At 40.6% G+C, this 20,464-nt stretch carries 14 protein-coding genes; 9 read left to right on the forward strand and 5 right to left on the reverse strand.

Translation table 11 applies throughout. The features are described from left to right. The first annotated feature begins 63 nt into the window (after window positions 1-63). From nusA to pnp, 9 genes are all read left to right on the forward strand, one after another. On the forward strand, window positions 64-1,551 hold the full coding sequence (gene nusA / locus AC2SLT_RS01655) for a transcription termination factor NusA (protein ID WP_486545619.1): 1,488 nt from the start codon (window positions 64-66) through the stop codon (window positions 1,549-1,551). Between the two features lie 17 nt (window positions 1,552-1,568). Continuing rightward, window positions 1,569-4,343 (forward strand): translation initiation factor IF-2, encoded by a 2,775-nt coding sequence (gene infB / locus AC2SLT_RS01660; RefSeq protein WP_486545620.1) that lies wholly within the window; start codon window positions 1,569-1,571, stop codon window positions 4,341-4,343. A gap of 258 nt (window positions 4,344-4,601) precedes the next feature. Continuing rightward, the gene (locus AC2SLT_RS01665) at window positions 4,602-5,045 is read left to right on the forward strand and encodes a ribosome-binding factor A (protein WP_486545621.1); all 444 of its coding nucleotides are present in this window, start codon (window positions 4,602-4,604) and stop codon (window positions 5,043-5,045) included. A gap of 32 nt (window positions 5,046-5,077) precedes the next feature. Beyond that, entirely contained in the window at window positions 5,078-6,139 is a 1,062-nt protein-coding gene (gene truB, locus AC2SLT_RS01670) for a tRNA pseudouridine(55) synthase TruB (protein ID WP_486545623.1), read from the forward strand. Window positions 6,140-6,531: 392 nt separating this feature from the next. Next, entirely contained in the window at window positions 6,532-7,059 is a 528-nt protein-coding gene (locus AC2SLT_RS01675; protein WP_486545625.1) for a type 1 glutamine amidotransferase domain-containing protein, read from the forward strand. 176 nt (window positions 7,060-7,235) lie between these two features. Beyond that, a complete protein-coding gene (locus tag AC2SLT_RS01680; RefSeq protein ID WP_486545626.1) occupies window positions 7,236-7,400 on the forward strand; it encodes a hypothetical protein in 165 nt (54 codons plus the stop codon). A 190-nt stretch (window positions 7,401-7,590) separates the two neighbouring features. Next, window positions 7,591-7,755, forward strand: a complete 165-nt coding sequence (locus tag AC2SLT_RS01685) for a hypothetical protein (protein ID WP_486545627.1) — start codon at window positions 7,591-7,593, stop codon at window positions 7,753-7,755. A gap of 240 nt (window positions 7,756-7,995) precedes the next feature. Beyond that, complete coding sequence (gene rpsO, locus AC2SLT_RS01690; protein ID WP_486545629.1) at window positions 7,996-8,262, forward strand: 30S ribosomal protein S15; 267 nt, start codon at window positions 7,996-7,998, stop codon at window positions 8,260-8,262. Between the two features lie 474 nt (window positions 8,263-8,736). After that, window positions 8,737-10,842, forward strand: coding sequence for a polyribonucleotide nucleotidyltransferase (gene pnp / locus AC2SLT_RS01695; RefSeq protein WP_486545631.1), 2,106 nt, complete (start codon window positions 8,737-8,739; stop codon window positions 10,840-10,842). An 817-nt stretch (window positions 10,843-11,659) separates the two neighbouring features. On the opposite strand, the gene AC2SLT_RS01700 is transcribed toward pnp, so the two are convergent. The 5 genes from AC2SLT_RS01700 to AC2SLT_RS01720 form a co-directional block, all read right to left on the reverse strand. Beyond that, on the reverse strand, window positions 11,660-14,299 hold the full coding sequence (locus tag AC2SLT_RS01700) for a DEAD/DEAH box helicase (protein WP_486545632.1): 2,640 nt from the start codon (window positions 14,297-14,299) through the stop codon (window positions 11,660-11,662). 3 nt (window positions 14,300-14,302) lie between these two features. Further along, window positions 14,303-16,006, reverse strand: a complete 1,704-nt coding sequence (locus AC2SLT_RS01705; protein WP_486545633.1) for a site-specific DNA-methyltransferase — start codon at window positions 16,004-16,006, stop codon at window positions 14,303-14,305. Between the two features lie 143 nt (window positions 16,007-16,149). After that, a complete protein-coding gene (locus AC2SLT_RS01710; RefSeq protein WP_486545635.1) occupies window positions 16,150-16,947 on the reverse strand; it encodes a hypothetical protein in 798 nt (265 codons plus the stop codon). A gap of 668 nt (window positions 16,948-17,615) precedes the next feature. Further along, on the reverse strand, window positions 17,616-17,861 hold the full coding sequence (locus tag AC2SLT_RS01715; RefSeq protein ID WP_486545637.1) for a YheV family putative metal-binding protein: 246 nt from the start codon (window positions 17,859-17,861) through the stop codon (window positions 17,616-17,618). Between the two features lies 1 nt (window position 17,862). Then, the gene (locus tag AC2SLT_RS01720) at window positions 17,863-20,073 is read right to left on the reverse strand and encodes a M3 family metallopeptidase (protein ID WP_486545638.1); all 2,211 of its coding nucleotides are present in this window, start codon (window positions 20,071-20,073) and stop codon (window positions 17,863-17,865) included. Between the last annotated feature and the right edge of the window lie 391 nt (window positions 20,074-20,464).

Here is a 20,464-nt window from a genome sequence, read left to right on the forward strand (position 1 = left end):
AACAAATAAATTTTAATAATTTTTTGCTACTTTTAATAATAAGTAGGCGAGGACAGGTGTGTAATGAGTCGAGAAATTTTAACGGTAGTAGAAACAGTCAGTAATGAAAAGGGCCTAAATCCTGAAGATATCTTTGAAGCCATTGAAGAGGCCTTGGTCGTTTCTACTAAGAAAAAGGTCTATACTGACCAACCAGAAGTAGCGGTACGCGTAGAAATTGATCGCAATACGGGTGATTACGATACCTATCGCTATTGGACGGTCGTTGCTGATGAAGATCACGAGATGCCAGCATGTCAGCTTGCGATCAGTGACCTTGATGAAAATGAATGGTCTATCGGTGATGTAAAAGAAGAGCAAATTGAGTCTATAAGCTTCGGACGTATTGCGGCTACACAGGCCAAGCAAGTTATTATCCAAAAGATTCGTGAAGCAGAACGCGCGTTAACTGCTGATGCCTTTGAGCCTAGAATTGGCGAGATGATGTATGGCGAAGTCAAAAAGCAGACACGTGATGGTTATATTGTCGATCTAGGGGACAATGCAGAAGGCTATTTATCGCGTGATCAAATGCTACCACGTGAACAGTTGCGGGTTAAATCACGTATTAACGCGATCTTATACCATGTCAATCGTGATAACCGTGGTGCACAGCTATTATTATCACGGACTAGTCCAGATATGTTAGTGGCATTGATGAATAAAGAAGTGCCAGAAATTAATGAGCAGATTATTGAAATTCGCGATGTTGCCCGTCAGCCAGGTGTTCGTGCTAAAATTTCAGTGAAAACAAATGATCATCGTATCGACCCTGTTGGTGCTTGTATCGGTATGCGTGGTACACGTATCCAAGCGGTACAGTCTGAGCTTGATGGTGAGCGTATTGATGTAATCGTTTGGTCGGATGATCCAGCGCAGTACATTATTAGTGCTTTAGAGCCTGCAGATGTAAATAGTATTATTTTAGATGAAGATGCAAAAACAGCGGATATCATCTTTACAGCAAACGATCAATTGGCACGTGCAATTGGTGCTCAAGGTCAAAATGTACGGTTGGCCTCTGAGTTAACGGGCTACAAGCTTAATATGATGCTTGAAGAGGAATATCTTGAGCGTCAACAAAACGAAACAAAAGCGTATTTAGAGCTGTTTTACAATCGTTTAGAAGTCGATGAAGATTTAGCTCAAGCATTGGTTGATGTCGGCTTTACCAGTATTGAAGAAGTGGCTTATGTGCCTGTCGAGACCTTTTATGATATTGAAGGGCTAGATGATGATGCAATTGAGATGATTCAAGAGCGTGCTAAAGAAGTCGTCATTGCAGATGAACTGGTCAAACAGCAAAATATGAAAGAGCCAAGCGAAGAATTGCTCACAATGGAAGGCATGACGACCGACTGGGCGTACAAGCTGGCTCAACGTGACATCATCACGGTAGATGATTTAGCAGAACAAGCGGTATTTGACATCGAGGGCATCGAAGGTCTTGATGAGAAAACAGCTGGTGAACTCATCATGAAAGCACGTGAATCTTGGTTTAATGAAGAATAATAAATAGGTGACTATAAATGGCAGATAAGACCGTCAAAGAATTAGCAGACATGGTAAGCAAAACAGTCAGTGCGCTGCAAAAGCAACTGGTTGATGCTGGGTTGCCTGCTCGTGGCGAGGATGACATGGTCACCGAGCTTGAGCAAGAGCAATTGGTAACATACTTGAAACACTCGCATGGTCAAAAAGAGAAGCGTCGTATTAGTCTTAAATCTAAAACGACTAGCACGGCACGTGTGACTGGCTCTTCGGGTAAGTCAAAAAGCGTGAATGTCGAAGTTCGTAAGAAAAAAGTATTTGAAAAGCCGGATCCAAACAAGTTGGCTGAAGAAATTGCAGCCCGTGAAAAAGCAGCTGCGGAAGCAAAAAAACAGGCTGAAGAACAAGCTAAAAAACGTGAAGAAGCTAAGAAAGAGGCTGAACAGCGTCAAGCAGCTACTCTAGCAGCGATGCGTGCCAATTTAGGGGGAGGTTCTTCTTCTAGTGACAAAACAGATGAAGTATCTACAGTTGTCGTGAAAAAGGGCAGCAAAGCTGCTGCCGCTGCTAAAGAATTACCGAGTAAAGGATCAAGCAAAGACGCACCAAACAAAGAGTCAGCGAAAAAAGAAACACCGAAGAAGAAAGTAGCGCCTACTAAACCTAAAGTGGAAACCGAAGCGGAGCGTAAGGCTCGTGAAGCCCGTGAAGCTGAAGAAGAACGTCTACGTCAAATTGAAGCTGAAACCCGCCGCAAGCAAGCAGAAGAGGCTCAGAAGAAAACCCTTGAGCAAATGCGTAAAATGGCTGGGAAATACAGTGATAAAGAGCCTGTTGCTGAGGTTCGCAAAGATGAGCCTTTAGCAGAAGGACTAGTCGGAGAAGCTTTAGAGGAGTCGTTTGAAAAAGAACGTCGTGAGATTAAACGAGGTTCTTCAAGCACTGCCACTCGTGGTCGTCGCCGCAAAGGTCAAGAAGAGCGTGAAATCCGCAACCGTAAACATGGTCTTAAATCTACTCAAGCCTCTCAGCATAAATTTGAGAAGCCGGTTGAGAAGATTGTGCATGATGTAGAGATCGGTGAGCACATTGTCGTATCTGACCTTGCTCAGCGTATGGCAGTTAAAGCCCGTGAAGTGACCAAACTACTCATGAAAATGGGTGAAATTGCTGGCGCAGATGAAGAGATTGACCAAACCACAGCAAGTTTAATCGTTGAAGAAATGGGCCACAACCCAGTTCTTGTTAGCGATACCAAAGTTGAAGATGATCTCCATGAAGCTGTAGAAGAGCGCCGTAGTAATGTTCAGACTCGTCCTCCAGTCGTTACTATCATGGGTCACGTCGATCATGGTAAGACCTCACTGCTAGATAAGATTCGTGAAACAAAAGTAGCGACTGGTGAAGCCGGCGGTATTACTCAGCATATTGGTGCCTACCATGTGAACACAGATCGTGGTGTGATTACTTTCTTAGATACTCCAGGTCACGCCGCCTTTACGGCAATGCGCTCTCGTGGGGCGCAAGCGACTGATATCGTAATCTTAGTGGTTGCTGCTGATGACGGTATGATGCCGCAAACTGAAGAGGCTATTGATCATGCCCGCGCTTCAGGTACACCTATTATTGTTGCTATCAACAAAATGGACAAGAGCACGGCTGATCCCGATCGTGTACTAAACGAATTGACCACCAAAGAAGTGGTTACTGAGGCTTGGGGTGGAGACACGCCAGTGGCCAAGATTTCCGCTAAGACAGGTGAGGGTATTGATGAGCTATTAGAGCTTATTAACCTTCAAGCCGAACTTATGGAGCTTGAAGCGCCAACTGATGGTGCGGCTCAAGGCGTAGTGATTGAATCGCGTCTAGAAAAAGGACGTGGTGCCGTTGCTAGTATACTGGTTAAGAAAGGTACTCTAAATCAAGGTGACCTAGTATTAGCGGGCGAATTCTACGGTAAAGTACGCGCCATGATCGATGAAACGGGTCAACGTATTCAGTCAGCCGGTCCTTCTATTCCTGTTGAGATATTAGGTCTGCCTGATACTCCTGCCTCAGGAAGCGAGTTTTTAGTCGTTTCTGATGAGAAGAAAGCGCGTGAAGTTGCCGAATTCCGTGCCACCCGTCAACGTGAGCAACTACTTGAGCGTCAGAACAAGATGCGCTTAGAGAGTATGTTTGAGCAGATGGGTCAAGAAGATATGTCATTCTTAAATATCATCTTGAAGACCGATGTCCGTGGTACATTAGAGGCCTTATTGTCCGCTCTTGAAGAGTTATCCACTGACGAAGTGAAGGTCAAAGTCATCAGCTCAGGTGTCGGACCTATTGCCGAGTCGGACGTGACACTTGCTGAGTCTAGTGAAGCGGTATTATTAGGCTTTAACGTTCGCGCCGATAATGCTGCTAAGCGAAAAGCAGATGAAGCGGGTATCGACATTCGCTACTACAGTGTCATTTATGGCTTGATTGATGATGTGAAAGCGGCAATGAGTGGTATGTTGTCTCCTGAACATCGTGAGAAAATCTTGGGTATCGCTGAGGTTCGTGAAGTATTCCGCTCAAGTAAATTTGGTGCTGCCGCTGGTTGTATGGTGGTCGAAGGCACTATTTACCGCAATAAATCTATCCGTGTACTGCGTGAAGACAAAGTGGTCTTTACCGGTCAATTACAGTCATTACGTCGCTATAAAGATGATGTTAATGAAGTAAGATCTGGTATGGAATGTGGTCTTGCGGTTCGCGGCTATGATGTAGAAGTGGGTGATAAGATTGAAGTCTTTGAAATCCAAGAGATTCAGCGTACTATCTAATCGATTAAATATGTAGTAAAAGACCTATCAGGTCATCCTGTTAGGTCTTTTTTTTATCAATTTTATTATGGATTATTACTACATAAACTCGTATTGTGCATTATAGTCAGCGAACTACTAAACGGTTATGGCGTTAACCTTGTTAAGCCTACTCCCGAATTACTCGCTACTTGCACTCGGTTGCCTTGTAACCATTTTAGACTTCTTTGACTATATAAGATAACGACTTGTAGCTAATAATTATTAAGGAAAAATATCATGAACCAACGTCTACAACGCTTGGGCGATCAAATTCAACGTGAACTTGCAGTACTCATCCGTGACGAAGTGAATGACCCACGTCTCACTGGCTTTGTCACTATCTCAAGTGTTAAAGTAAGCTCGGACTTGGGCTATGCAGATGTATATGTGACGATTATGGAGCCTGAGCTTAATGATGCGATGAGTAAGCACAGCCATGAAGCCAGCATACAAGTCTTAAATAACGCAGCAGGATTTTTACGTACTGAGCTAAGCCACAGTCTTAAAACCCGTACCACTCCGCGTTTGAGATTCCACTATGACGAAGTTACCGCACGTGGTAACTATATGATGGATCTTATCAACAAAGCCGTTACCAAAACCGAGCAAACGGCGGTCAATACAGATACAGATACTGAATCAGATAATGAGTTAAATATAGATACTGATCAATCTAAATAAGCCTACGGCCAACTGAGAGTAAACAGACATCCATGACTAAAGTTACTGCGACTGATAGCAAGACAGGCAACACTGCATCATCACATGCATCGAATAAAACGCAAAAAACGCGGGTGTCTGGCGTTATTCTCATTGATAAGCCAAAAGGATTAACGTCGCAGCAAGTCGTCTCAAAGGTTAAATACCTTCTCAAGTCCCCAGTTCATGACAGTAAGAAAGCGGGTCATACCGGTACCTTAGATCCCATGGCGACGGGTCTACTTCCAGTGTGTTTGGGCGAAGCAACGAAGTTTAGTCATTATCAGTTGGATGCAGATAAGTCGTATCATGCTGTGATTAAACTAGGTCAACAGACTGATACTGGAGATGCCGAAGGTCAGATAATCGCTGAAACAGCCGTGCCGCAATTGACACAGTCCTTACTTGATAGCGTAACAGACCAGTTCTTAGGGCCTATTGAGCAAATACCTCCCATGTACTCTGCCTTAAAAAAAGACGGAAAAAAGCTGTATGAATATGCCAGAGCAGGTATTGAGGTAGAGCGTGAGCCAAGACCAATTACTATCAAATCTTTATCATTGCGTCCAGGGCAGCATTCTGATGAGGTGGTTTTAGATGTCAGATGTACTAAAGGTACTTATGTACGGGTACTTGGTGAGGATATTGCAAAAGCGCTAGGGACTCTAGGACATTTAACGATGTTACGTCGTACACAAGTGGGTCATTTTGATATTACCTCTGCTATTACGATCGACACCCTTGAATCCCTGTTACATGAACAACGTTTGGCAAGCTTATTGCCGATTGATGCTTGTATCACTGACCTGCCTACTTTAGTGATTTCTGAAAGTCAAAGCACACGCTTACATATGGGACAACGCCTGAATGTCATGTCACAGTTTGATGAGATTATAACTACCGCATTTCAGTCATTGACTACTAACGGCAGCGATAACACCACTAACGATGACAACACCTGCCATAAGCTCATTAACATAGATATTAAGCTCGTTGATTCAGACGGTCAGTTTATGGGTCTGGGGCAGCTTGAGTCTAATGGACGCTTACAACCCAAAAAAATGATTCAACGTTAAAGGCGCTCTAATTGGAAGGTTTCAACACTTGAGGTTTAACTATGGTTGATCAATAACTTGTGTTGACCACTAACTTGTTGATCGTAATATTCTCAAGTTTAATCCTTTTTGGCTGTCTATCTTCTTTTACTTTTCTTTTTTATCCTTCTAATCTTCTATCTTTATGCCTTTTCTTTATGCCTTTCTTTCTATCTTTTTTATCCTGTCAAAAGGGCTTTTATAGTAATCGATTAGACAAAATACTGGTTACTTACGGCAAACACTAATCACATTTTCACACATTTTCTTGCAACTTCCTCCTTTTACCTATGGCTTTGAACTTGTAGGCTAATAAACATAATAATTCTAAAACAAATGACTTAAAAAACTTGAAAATAAGTGGAGGCTAAAAAATGGCTAAGAATATAGCATTTTTATTACACTCAAATTTTGAAGAAGCAGAATATGCAAAAGTGAACAGTTTGTTAAAGGATAAAGGGTATACAACGACTTTAATCACTACTAACGATGATAAGCAAGTGCAAGCCATGAACCACGACGTTGATAAGTCGCAAACTTATACCGCTGATTTATTCTTAAATGAAGCAAATGCGGACGATTACCAAGCGGTCGTGTTACCCGGCGGCACTGTCAATGCGGATACTATACGTGGTAATAAAGACGCTCAATCTTTTGTTAAACAGTTTTATGACGCAGGCAAGACAGTCGCTGCCATTTGTCATGCGCCTTGGCTGTTAGTCAACACCGGTCTTGCAAAAGATAAGACCTTGACCGCTTATCCTTCATTGCAAACTGACATTGAAAATGCAGGCGGCATCTTTGTTGATAAAGAAGTTCAACAAGATGGCAATATCATAACCTCACGTAATCCTGATGATATAGAAGCCTTCGTGGGTGCTATCGATAAATCTTTATCCTAAAAACTTTGTTCTTTTAAGAAGTTATTTCTTTGAATGAAGTGCTTTTTAGAAGTTTTTTATCGTTTTACTGGCGTACGTCTAAATCGTTCTAATATCGTACGTCTATGAGTAATTACTAAGAAATTAAATTTTAATTATTTTATACATATCATCTTACAATTAATAAGGAAAATATCATGACACAGTCTAATGGTAATACATTTGAACAACAGCAATCAGATGCAGAAATTGCAGGTCTTAAAAATCAAGTTGAAGATAACTTAGGTAATCAAAAAGACAAAGATGACAATAAAGCCGCTGAAGGTATTGCAGATAACTTAGAAGAATCACATAATAAGTAACGTCTTATATTTAAATAAGCTGTAAATTTAATCTATAAATAAGGGTGGGGACGTTAGCGTCCTTACCTTACTTAAAGAGCATATTTAAAGATCATGTATAAAGAACATGACTTATTTCAATGACTTTCTAAACTTAATTAATTTTTAGACATAATTAATATTAAGCAAAATACATACTATTTGGGGGGATATGATGAGTAATGATCCTAAAAGCACGCCACTTGGCGAAGAAATTGAGGAATCCATTGAACGCACTGAGGAGCCAGAAACACTTGCTGAAGCGACAACCGCTGAATTAAGTGAGGATGCCTTAGGTGGACACGCTAGCGGTGCAGCTAAAAAAGCCAGTGAATAAATAAGTGCAGTACGATAGATCGTTATTAAATAGAGTGTAATTAGATTTTGGATTTATTGGGCGCTTATTTAAGACCGCTTTTCAGACAATAGTTTATTAAAAAAACTACTCACTATTGAGTGGTTTTTTTGTTATAATAGCAGGCTTGTTTAAGTCGTTTTTTTAGGTCATCTCTAGTAATGCAGGGATGTCCCCAATAAAACTGACTTTTTTATTATCAATGCATTGCAGGAGAAAGTTATGTTAACTAACACTGATCGTCAACAAATTATTGCTCAATATCAGCGCGCCCCTGGCGATACTGGTTCACCTGAAGTTCAAATCGCGTTATTGACTGCGCGTATCAATGACTTACAAGGTCACTTTAAAGAGCATAAAGGGGATCATCATAGCCGCCGTGGTCTAATCCGTATGGTAAACCAACGTCGTAAGCTATTAGATTACTTAAAAGGTAAGGATTCAGAGCGTTACGTTTCACTTATCAGTGAATTAGGTCTGCGTCGTTAATTTATAATTTCGATTATATTGTCATTTTGCTTAAATGTTATAAGTAATATGGCAATTCGATATTATAATTTAAGAGCTCATGCCTTACTCAAAAAAAACGGTGTGAATATTTCACGCCGTTTTTTGTATCTGGTGGTTTAGTATTTTGAATTCATAACGTTTAGAAGAGACCGTTCATACTCTATGTTCCTACACTATAAGAGACGTGTACGGTAGTATGACCCCATAAATTGTTTAGAATAAATTTGGCAATCCATGACTTTAATTGGTCAAGTCTGCCAAATCCCTGTAAAATAAGACACCGTCTTATTGAAGACGATAAGCTTCTAACGTTTAAGACGTTTACTGGTAGTGACAAAATGCCAGCATCAAATCAAGTTAAACAGTTAAGCAGTTAAACGTTAGAGGCTAACATCAAGTCTCAATAGACGTGCTCATTCATTTGTACACACTTATAAAAAATAGGAAAAATTAATGTCAATGTTTAATACCATTTCTCGAGAATTCCAATATGGCAATGAACAAGTTGTTATAGAAACAGGTCGTATCGCTCGTCAAGCAAACTCTGTCCTCGTCCATATGGGCGGCGTCTCTGTACTGGTTGCTGCCGTTGTGAAAAGTGAGGCCAAAGAAGGTCAAAACTTCTTCCCACTAACGGTTAACTATCAAGAAAAAATGTACGCCGCGGGTAAAATCCCTGGTGCCTATGGCAAGCGCGAAGGTCGCCCTACAGAATTTGAAACCTTAACCTCACGCCTTATTGACCGTCCAATCCGTCCGTTATTTCCTGAAGGTTATGTCAACGAAATCCAAATTACAGCGACGGTCGTATCCAGTGACAAAAAGCATTATGCTGATATCGCCGCTATGATTGGTGCTTCAGCCGCCTTGTCTATCTCAAGTGCCCCGTTTAATGGCCCTATTGGCGGCGCCCGTGTTGGCTTTATCGATGGTGAATACGTACTTAACCCTTCCATTGAAGAGCTAGAAAAGAGTGATCTAGATCTTATTGTTGCAGGTACGAAGTCAGCGGTATTAATGGTTGAGTCAGAAGCAGCAGAATTGTCAGAAGATCAGATGCTTGGTGCGGTGCTATACGGCCATGAGCAACAACAAATTGTCATCGACAACATTATGGAGCTTGCCAAAGCAGTCGGTACCGAAAAGCAAGCATTTGAAGCGCCACAATTAGACGCAGACTTAAAAGAAAAAGTGACGTCACAATTTGGCGATCAAGTCGCTGAAGCTTACGCAATTGGTGATAAGCAAGAGCGTTACGAGAAACTGGACGAGATTAAAGCGGCTGCCATCGAAGCATTAGCAGGCGATCCTGAGTCAGAAGAATTTAGCGAAAAAGAAGCTCAAATTAAAGACATCTATAACGATCTTAAGTATCGTACCGTTCGTGACGCTATTTTGTCAGGCAAACCTCGTATCGATGGTCGTGACCTAGATACCGTACGTGCCCTTGATATCCAAGTCGGCGTCTTACCGTATACTCATGGCTCAGCGCTCTTCACTCGTGGTGAAACTCAGGCATTAGTAACGACTACGCTGGGTAATACGCGTGATGTCAACCTTATTGATTCACTCGCAGGCACCATCCAAGATCATTTCATGCTGCATTATAACTTCCCACACTTCTCAGTTGGTGAAACCGGCCGTGAAGGTGTGCCAAAACGCCGTGAAATCGGTCATGGCCGTCTGGCTCGCCGTGGTGTACAAGCCATGCTACCAGATAGTGACCGCTTCCCATATGTCATCCGTGTGGTATCAGAAATTACGGAATCAAACGGCTCATCATCAATGGCTTCAGTGTGTGGTGCCAGTTTAGCCTTGATGGACGCTGGTGTACCAATGAAAGCGCCTGTTGCTGGTATTGCGATGGGTCTGGTGAAAGAAGGCGATCGTTTTGCGGTCTTATCAGATATCTTAGGTGATGAAGATCACTTAGGCGATATGGACTTTAAAGTTGCGGGTTCTAAAGACGGTATCACTGCTTTACAGATGGATATCAAAATTGAAGGCATCACGCCAGATATCATGGAAAAAGCGCTAGAGCAAGCCCATGCCGGTCGTATCCATATCTTAAATGCGATGAACAAAGTATTACCAAGTAGCCGCACTGAGATTAATGCCCATGCGCCAAACTATGCAGTGATGGAAATTAATTCGGACAAGATTCGTGATGTGATCGGTAAAGGCGGCGCAACTATCCGTCAATTGACAGAAGACACCGGTGCGGTCATTGACATCGATGACAATGGCACGATTCGTATCTTCGGTGAAAACAAAGCGGCGACCAAAGAAGCCATCCGTCAAATCGAAGCGTTAACGGCTGAAGTTGAAGTGGGTACTGTCTACAAAGGCACCGTCGCCCGTGTGGTTGACTTCGGTGCATTCGTCACGGTATTACCCGGTACTGATGGCTTAGTTCACATCTCACAAATTGCTGAAGAGCGCGTTGAGAATGTCTCTGACTACCTAAGCGAAGGTCAAGAAATCAACGTATTGGTACAAGACGTTGACAACCGTGGCCGTATTAAGTTGACCATGAAAGGTGTTGAGCAAGACGCATAGTCCTACCAAAATATATGATCAGCGTTGTTAAACTTGCTTAGCCTACGATACGTAGTATTGTTACAAGTTTGCCTCGCTCATTAGCATTTTGACAAAACTGTCTGACTTATCGATTAACACAAAAAATGCTCCCATTTGGGAGCATTTTTTTGTGTTTAGATAGCGTTGAATTTAGATAGACTGTTGATTTTAGATATACCGTTGACTATTGATAGACTAATGATAGTTAGCGTTGATTGGAGCTGGTCTCGCTTTTCGCTACTATCTTGGCTCACACTAGGTGATGCGCTAAGCTTTAACCCGTTCCTGCTACCGCGATAACGGTTTAAAGCAATCGCATCAACCTAGTGCTACACCAAGTATATCCGCTACAATCGAGGCTAAAAAGCCTTGTTAGGGCATAGGGCATCTAATTTTTTTGATAAATCTTATTCATAATCTGAAGTTGGTAGGGTGTCGCCATGCGCACCTATTGCATTGAATAAACTAAATGGTGCGCGGGGCGCACCCTACTGGAACTTGTAGAAAATTTAGTAGCTGGCATTGATTCAAATAAGCCGTTTATTTGCTTAAAAGTTTTTTTAAAATTATCCAAAGCAATCGTAGCGTGGGTGCAACCCTTTGAAACCCATGTATTAAAAGCCCTTATATTAGCGCTAACGTTACTGTAACTGTATTTTCAATGACCTAAACTGCTATTACTTATACATTGTATTACTTGCTGGTTTTATTTGTTTTTAGTTCGTCAGCATTGGCGGCGAGACTTTTTATAACTTATGAAAGGAGGATAGCAATGTGCTTGAACTGAACGATGGATTTACATACTACCAATTAATTCTTTTGCTTTGTCTAAGGTGTATGCTCCGTCCACTTCTTTTTTATCAAAAATCATAAAGTAGGCAAAGTCATTTCCTGCTTGTTTTTCCCATTCGATACCAAGCCTACATTTGGCTTCACTATCTGAACCATCCAAATGGTCGCCTTTTGTTTCAACTAAAATCGTTTTACCTGATTTAGTCTGCATAATAAAGTCTGGATAATGGTTTGCTTTAAATCCGTTTATGTAAAATCCTTTTCCACGTTCTAAATTTCTATGCCAAAACTCAATATTCGAAGATGTACCGAGTTCCATTGCTACTCGTTCTTCAAAGTTGTTCATTGATCCTTCTTTTTCGTAAAGTGAATTCCCAATTGAAGAACCGGTTTTCCCTGGAACAATCTCTTTACTTAAGTGCCAATTTGCTTTGGTGTAAATTCGCTTGGATTTAATTAAGTCCATAAATTGTCTTTCGGCATATGAGTCCGATAACTGCCTAATTTTAGACTTAATTTTGTCCGTATAACTCCACTTGCGAACCAAGACATCTCTCAATTGATCGGTATCCATACTGTTTAGAACGCGACTGATATAAACCTTGATTTCTTGGTCTGGAATAGGATACATATTTCCGATAATAGGTATCATTTGATGTGTAATATCTATTATCTGGTCTTCTTTTGGTTTTGCTAAAATGTATTGAACAATTGGCTCTTTAACCAAATTGTCTTCAATCTTTGTGAATGAAGGACGATATTCATTTTTCTTCGCTTCTTCTAAGTCAATTTTATACAGGTCAGAAGAAACTGTATCAAAATCAATTTTTATATCCTCATCTGAAAGTTTAAAGTCTTTTAGTAAGGATTCTCTATTTAACAACTCTTCGTCAGTTCCGAAAATGTCGCTTGCGGTTACCTTTATGAAGAACTGCGGAAACTCAATATTATTGATAAACTCCTTGTGAGCTTCTTTCACTTTGTAGCGTTTCACTTTATCACCCATTTCTTGAAAGATATTTTCGTCAACAGGCTGCTTTTCCTGCTCTTTTATTTGTTCTTCTAACTGTCGGTTTTGTTCTTTCGCAATGGCTTCAATTTCATCGATTACCCTGGTTGTTTCAGGTTCTTCTTTAACTATATTTGGGTCAAACGTAACTCGATTGGTGTCTATGTTGTCATCTTCTTCTTGTTCCATTTGTAGCTCAGGAAAAAGAAAGGATTCAACTGGGTCAGTCTTAACCTTTTTCTTTTCTTCTTCAGTCATCTTATCCACTTTGCGATAATCTTTTTCACTAAAACCTGATTCTTGTAAGCCTTTTACAATGCTTTGCAAAGTCTCGTTGAATTTGGCAGATGCCGTTAAAACGTAAGAAAGGTTTAGCTGAAATGATTTATGCTTTTGGACATAAGGCTGTCGCAATACACGACCTAAAATTTGCTCTACATCTACCGCACTAGATTTGTCTGCCAAGGATGCCAAGATATACGCAAATGGACAATCCCAACCTTCTTTTAAAGCGTTGATGGTGATGATGTAACGAACTTCACATTCTTTGCTCAGTAAATTAATGCCTTTTAATTCGTCAATGTTGGCGGTTTTAATTTTGATTTGATTTTCGGGAATACCCAAACTTAACAACTGTTCTTTCAGTTTCTCGAAAGTGGTATTGTCGTCATTGGTCTTTGGTTGTGCCTGAAACAATACAATGGGTCTGATGTATTTACCGCCTTCGGATTCTTGCTTAATAGCAAGGTTCTCCAATTTACGTTGTAAATGCAAGGCATTATTGATGACTTCCGTTTTATCGTGATTGTTGTAAACGATTACCGGAAGTTTTACCATATGTTCCTTTTTCAGTTCTATGGCAGGGACAAAACTTATAATGTTACTATTATTTTTTGGTGTAGCGGTTAAATCGAGAATGAAAGAAGGATTTAAGTTTTTGAGCATATCGACACTTAAATCGCTTTCTGCATTGTGGCTTTCATCTACTACTAAAACTGGATTGAGATAACGCAAAACATTGATTAAAGCGGTATCATCTACACCGTTTAAAATATGTTCACCGTTTTTGAATTGCGATACAAAGGCTTCTAACTGGCCGTTTTCTTGATAAACCTTTCGGTCTTCTTTTTTACTCGCTCGAAGGCTTGCAAAACTCATTACAAAAATACTCAATTGGTCTTTAACCACGGTCGGGTTAAAATTTGAGCCCTGTAACAAACCCTCTTTTTGATAGACTTCTACACGGTGATTGAAAAGGGTATTGAGTTTTTGTCGGTACGGATGCTCTGGATTGGAAAGAGCATCAACAGTTTGTTGCAAAAGGTTGCTCCAAGGTACTAACCAAATCACCGCTTTCGGTTTGCTGGAATCATAGGCTTGAAAAATGGAATGCAAAGCATTGACGGCAATAAAGGTCTTACCACCTGCCGTTGGTACTTTGATGCAAACGTGCGCCGCATTAGGGATGTTGTTTTTGTAAGGCTGCATTCCTGTACCATCCAACGGATTGTAAGGACCGATCTTATCTTCCCAATATTTATCGAAAGCCGTTTTTAAATCTTTGTGCTTTTGAACGTAAGTCAAGTATTCTTCAAGATTTTCAATGACTTTCTGCTGGTAGCTTTTTAATTCCATAGTTTATAATCTAGTTATATCACGTGGGATTTTTTTAAAAATGATGTTCTTTTTTAACATAAATTCCTTTGGTAATAAGCAATTGTCAGCATAAATGATGTATTGCTCGCCTTTGGTTTTTATAAGTTCTAAGGCATCATAATCTAAGGTGGTCAAACGGTCTTTCTCGTATATGAAATAGTATACTGATTCTTCTTTCTTTCCTAAAAAGTAATTTTCCGCATTTGGTTCTGTAAATGATGTGCGGGTTTCTGAAAACCAAATGTATTCTCTGACTTTTTGCAAGTCTACTTCTTCATTTAGATTTTGGTTTTCGTCAAAGAGTGGCAAGCCAAGTTCGTAAAAATCGAACGCTCCGCCTGTACCATCAACGGCTTTTTTTTCCTCTCCATAGCCTTTGGTTACTCGTTTTACACGTTCGGCGGTAATATCATTGGCATAGTCTTCCATTTCTATCAATATGAATTTACGATTGCCCCCATCTTGTTTATTCAAGTTTAATACAGCGTGGGCGGTGGTGCCTGAACCAGCGAAAGAGTCGAGGAATATACCTTTATCTGCATCAACAGATTTTAATAAAGTCTCAATAAGGTTTACTGGTTTTGGATAATCAAATTTTTTATCGGTTAAATCCTTTAACGAAATACCACCTTCACTTTTTGTGCTGATAATTGATCGTAAGAGAAAATCTGAAACATCCTCTAAATATTTAATTGAACTTGGTTGAGTGTTTTCATCTTTAGCAAACCAAATTTCACCACAAATAAAACTACCATTATGTAATTCTTTTACATTTTCATAATCCAACAATGAGTCAAAGGTTTCTTTAGTCCAACGCCAACCTCTATTTGGGACCTTACAAGGCTTCTTTGTTTTAGGGTGCAATACATCATAACGAGGACCGAAAGTTTGACCATTGGGCCAACTCACATTTATTTTCCCCCAAAGTTTATAGTTCTCATCAAGTGAATTATAAAGTGTAATGCCTCTATCATAAGCATTCTTCTTATAAAGTTTTTTAACTTCTTCTTCAGCTTTATGTATAGGAGTTTTTTTTCGTTTTAGATTTGATAATAATTCATTGATATCTTTAATTCCCTCTTTTCTTTGAATGAATCTATGTTCTAGTTTTTTGTTTTTAACGAATAAAAGAATATACTCGTGAATGTTCCCTATAGACTTGTCATTCTTAGGAACCCTTTTATTCCAAACTAATTGTTCGATAAAGTTCCCAGCTCCAAATATTTCATCCATGATTAATTTTAGGTTGGAAATTTCGTTTTCGTCTATTGAAATAAAAATAGCTCCGTCATCTGCTAGTAGCTTGTGCAAGAGTTTTAAACGCGGATACATCATACACAACCATTTGTCGTGTCGGCTTAAGTCTTCTCCGTCCTTTCCAACGACTTCACCCAACCATTTTTTTATTTTGGGGTGGTTTACGTTATCGTTGTAAACCCAGCCTTCATTCCCTGTATTGTAAGGAGGGTCTATGTAGATGCACTTTATTTTGTTTTCATATTCGGGCAGTAGGCTTTTAAGTGCCTCAAGATTATCACCGTGTATGATTTTGTTTCCGCTGTTAGTGGGTTCATTCTGTTCGCCATTGTCGGCTGTGAATCCGTATTTGTGTTCCAATACTCGGTATTGTACATCTTGGTGGTGGCTCACCACCTTGTCTTTTCCTATCCAATTGAGTGTTGGCATACTATTATTATTCTTTGTTTAAGTTTGTTAGTTCTTTTACATCAACATTTAGAATATTGACAGCTTCTATTATCATTTGTAGTCATGGGTGCTATATATTTATAGCATAAAAACGTACCATATTTTAACTTTTCCTAAGCTGTTTAAAAAGATGGATTTGCTAGATATTCTTCGATTATTGAAGAACGAAGGTCAGTTAGTTTCATGCCGTCAAAACCGTCAATTTTTTCGTTAATACACTCAATGACAAACTCGCGTTTTTTATCGGTTGTCCAAAAGTCATAATCGTCTGGGATATACCATTCAGTTGCTGTATCAACACTTTTAGATTTATTAGAAACCCGTTTGACCCTCTCAATGGCATTTTGCAAAAACATACTCCACTCTTTCTTTTTTTCGGCTGCTTCAGCATAAGCAATGGAAAATGGTGAGTCAGCTTTAAAAAGAATTTCCCCTAATTGATTTTTGTTGAAGTTTACTAATAACGCAACCAGTGTCTCTTCATCAAGGTTTAAGCCGCTGCAAAGTCGCTCTTTTAAATTTACGACCTCCCAATCTATTGGACAGTATTTGTCAGAGTTTGCAAAATTCAACAGTCCAAGATAAAACGCTTTAACGAGTTGTTGTCTGTCTATATTTGCTTTAATGAAAACTTCTCCGTCTTTGTAGGCTTCGGAAATCGTTAAAACTTCTCTATCCCAATTAACACGTTCAAAGTCATATTTTATATGGTTCCCTTCGTTGTCGTACTCGAAAGATGTTTGTTGAACTCCAATTGAAATTGCTTCTAACCAATGCTTTAAATCAGGAAGTGGATCATAAACGTGTGAAAATCTATCCTCAAATGACTGTTGTCCTGCGGTCAGTTTGTAGAATAACCAACCGACATCGGCGTCATAAAAATCAACAGTTAATAGTTCTGTTTTTGGTTTATCTCTCATTTTTGGCGTCTTGTCGTGAAATCCCAATAAGCGACACTATCACGGTTATCTAGGATATAGGTTATTATGTTCGTTTATTAAGATACTGATGGTTATTAAATGGATGGGCAAGCAAGCGTAGCGTGGGTGCAACGCAGTGAAACCCACGTATTAAAAGCCCTTGTTGTGGATTAGCACTCACGTTATTGCAACTGCATTTTTAATGCCCTTTAGAGGCTTAATCGCTCTTTTAATGCAATCATTGAACAACCAAAACAACCTAAAATTAATACTTAACTGGAAAGCGATTGGTAGGTTGGTGTCGAGGTAACGAGACCCAACATATTATGAATTAAAACCGTTGGGTGTCATTCCCTCATCCAACCTTGTTGCAAATAAAACCAACGTGTCAATAACAAGGTTTTTGTGCGAGGGACGAGCACCGAACGGACTCATTAAAGGATAATGAGCCATGGAACGCATATTTCTAACTCATTAAAGCATTCAGATATCGAGGCCAGTTTTTTAATCTTTAGAATCCATCCCCAACCCTTCCTTTGAAAGACAAACGACGGACAATTCAATTTATACCATATCTAGAAATTAACCTAGCGAGGAGGCGAGTGCAAACGCTACAAATAGTAGGTTTAGCGAGTCTGACAAAGATAGGTTATGTTATAGAAAAGGTATTACTTCAGAAACTTAACCGTACCCTGCGTTCCTGTACTCATGGCATCATTGGCAAGCGCATTCTTTTCCTGAATCTCTTCAGGGTCAGGACGACGCTCGATGTGACCACACTGAGTGCACTCGATATATTCATCCTCTTCTGGCTCAAAGATCTGCACCTGAACCACCGCATCCATTGTGTGACACTTTGGACAGCTGACACCCGCTAAAAACTGACGCTTAGGGCGGGTTGATTGATAACGCATATCAAGCCACCTCGTCTGTATCGACAAAGCCGCCATGACGTAGTAGGGCATCAATGCTGGCTGCGCGGCCTCTAAAGGTCTCAAAGTTAGTCTTAGCTGGCAGACTACCACCGACGGCTAGGATGCTTTCGCGGAAGTCTTTACCAGTTTGTGGATTAAAGACACCTTCTTCTTCAAAGCGACTAAAGGCGTCCGCTGATAGCAGTTCTGCCCACTTATATGAGTAATATCCGGCAGCATAGCCACCCGCAAAGATATGACTAAAGCCATTGGCAAAGCGGTTGTAGTCTGGCGTTTCGGTGACTGCCACATCTTGTCGTACATGGTTCAATGTCGATAAGATACCTTGGTAATCAGGGGCGGGCGAGGCTGCGTGAATCAGCAAGTCAAATAAAGCAAACTCGATTTGACGTAAAGTTTGCATGCCACTTTGGAAGTTTTTGGCAGCAAGTAGGGCGTCAAGTTGTGACGCTGGTAACGGCTCACCAGTATTCATATGGGCGCTAATGAGGTTAATGCCCTCACTATCCCATGCCCAGTTTTCCATAAATTGACTAGGCAACTCGACGGCATCCCACTCCACACCATTGACGCCTGCCACCTCACTCACCGTGACTTCTGTCAAAAGATGATGTAGGCCATGACCGAACTCATGGAATAAGGTGAGTACTTCGTCATGGGTCAATAAGCTTGGTTTACCCTCGGTGGGCGGCGTAAAGTTACCGACCATAAAGCACACAGGTAGCTGTGAGTAAGCCTCGGTATCTGCTGTGGCGGCATACTCATAACGAGACTGAAAACCACTCATCCAAGCACCGCCACGTTTGCCACTACGTGCATATAAATCAAAATAGAAACCGCCGATTAAACGGCCTTCATCGTCTTTATTGCCATTATTGTCTTGATCGCCTTGTTTATTATCATCAAATAACTGGTAAAACCGGACATCTTCATGCCATAGGCTTACTTGATCCGTCATGTCGACCGCACGGATGCCAAATAGCTTATTCACGATGGTAAATAGACCGTCAATAACCTTAGGTAGCGGGAAGTAAGGGCGAATTTCTTCTTGAGACAGCTTGAATTTATCCTGCTTAACTTTTTCAGCTAAGTAGGCAGTATCCCAAGGTGCCATCTCCTCGATACCTTGTTTCTTGGCTTCTTGCTCTAATTGGCTTAAGTCGCGTTTTGCTGCAGGTGTGGCTCTTTTGGCTAGATTGCGTAGGAAGTCCTCCACCTGAGCAGGGCTGTCTGCCATCTTGCGAGACAATGACACTTGAGCATAATTATCGAAGCCCAATAGTGCTGACTTTTGCGCCCGAAGGTGTAGGATTTTCGCCATGATATCGCTATTGTCTAATGACTCGCCCTTACCATTTTTGTGCGTATCAAGCTCTGATGCCCGAGTAACGTAAGCTTTATAGAGCGTTTCGCGTAAACTGCGATCGTCTGCATGGGTCATCACGGCTAAATATACAGGGATGTCTAAAGTCGCGACATATAGAGGCTCATCTTCTGGTAACGCAGTGGTTTCACCTGACGCCTGCTGTTTGGTTTTATACTGTTCGCCTGCCGCTTTCAGCATGGCAAGCCCACTGTCTGTAATGCCAGCGAGTTGCTCTTGTGATAGAGGCAACGCAAAGGCTTGAGTGGCATCTAAGATATTATCTGAGAATTTTGCCGATAGTGTTGACAGTTCGCTTTGAATCTCTGCATAAGTGGCTTGTTTATCAGCAGGCAATGCCACACCGGATAGCTCGAACTGTTGAATGGCAAGCTCGATAGCCCGTTTGCGTGCATTGTCTAATGCTTCAAAAAAGTCACTGTCCTGTTTAACGGCTTGATAACGGTGATAAAGCGGTTTGTTTTGTCCCATACGGGTACCAAATGCTGACAATTGAGGTAATAAGTCATGATGAACATCACGTATATCATCATTACTCATAACGCTATTTAGATGCGATAAAACACCCCAACTGCGGTCCAAATCTAAACCAATATGCTCAAACTCAATAATATCATTCAAAGCCTGTTTTGCCTGAGTCGGCGCAGATGCTTCTTTTTCCATCTCATCCAAAAAGCGGTTGCCTTTTGTTATGGCATTGCCAACTTGAGACTTAAGATCCTGTGGATTAACCTTAGAGAAATCAACAAGATGTAGGTTGGGATGAATGTTTTCAGAAAGATCTGAGGTCTGTGAGGCGATTTGCATGGTAATGTCCTTAAGGGTATATATAAGTAAGCAGTGTTATTGTCGGTATTAGAATTTGAAGTAGCAGTCTGAAGTCAAAAATGCTTTGACTAAAAAACGTTATGAATTTAAAAGATGATGAATTTAAAATTTTATGACTTAAATAAGCACTAAAATATGTAATTAAATATACCCTATTCTCAACTCTTAGCGTAGGCTGTGACTTTAGCCCAGCATTTATGATTAAAGGTCTTGATTTGCTGACTAAAAGCACCTGTCTTGTTAATTTTAATCGCTTGAGAACGGGGCTAAATATAAAAATTATAAAGGTTAGGGCGTGTGGAACATTCGCAAATTAGCACTGCTGATAGCTAAAATCGTTCCAGACTAGGCGCAAACTGACGCTAATGTC

It is taken from the genome of Psychrobacter sp. CX18 (assembly GCF_057396215.1).

Coding starts and splice junctions, on each gene's coding strand:
- nusA (WP_486545619.1), top strand. CDS start 64: ATGAGTCGAGAAATTTTAACGGTAGTAGAAACAGTCAGTAATGAAAAG.
- infB (WP_486545620.1), top strand. CDS start 1,569: ATGGCAGATAAGACCGTCAAAGAATTAGCAGACATGGTAAGCAAAACA.
- AC2SLT_RS01665 (WP_486545621.1), top strand. CDS start 4,602: ATGAACCAACGTCTACAACGCTTGGGCGATCAAATTCAACGTGAACTT.
- truB (WP_486545623.1), top strand. CDS start 5,078: ATGACTAAAGTTACTGCGACTGATAGCAAGACAGGCAACACTGCATCA.
- AC2SLT_RS01675 (WP_486545625.1), top strand. CDS start 6,532: ATGGCTAAGAATATAGCATTTTTATTACACTCAAATTTTGAAGAAGCA.
- AC2SLT_RS01680 (WP_486545626.1), top strand. CDS start 7,236: ATGACACAGTCTAATGGTAATACATTTGAACAACAGCAATCAGATGCA.
- AC2SLT_RS01685 (WP_486545627.1), top strand. CDS start 7,591: ATGATGAGTAATGATCCTAAAAGCACGCCACTTGGCGAAGAAATTGAG.
- rpsO (WP_486545629.1), top strand. CDS start 7,996: ATGTTAACTAACACTGATCGTCAACAAATTATTGCTCAATATCAGCGC.
- pnp (WP_486545631.1), top strand. CDS start 8,737: ATGTCAATGTTTAATACCATTTCTCGAGAATTCCAATATGGCAATGAA.
- AC2SLT_RS01700 (WP_486545632.1), bottom strand. CDS start 14,299: ATGGAATTAAAAAGCTACCAGCAGAAAGTCATTGAAAATCTTGAAGAA.
- AC2SLT_RS01705 (WP_486545633.1), bottom strand. CDS start 16,006: ATGCCAACACTCAATTGGATAGGAAAAGACAAGGTGGTGAGCCACCAC.
- AC2SLT_RS01710 (WP_486545635.1), bottom strand. CDS start 16,947: ATGAGAGATAAACCAAAAACAGAACTATTAACTGTTGATTTTTATGAC.
- AC2SLT_RS01715 (WP_486545637.1), bottom strand. CDS start 17,861: ATGCGTTATCAATCAACCCGCCCTAAGCGTCAGTTTTTAGCGGGTGTC.
- AC2SLT_RS01720 (WP_486545638.1), bottom strand. CDS start 20,073: ATGCAAATCGCCTCACAGACCTCAGATCTTTCTGAAAACATTCATCCC.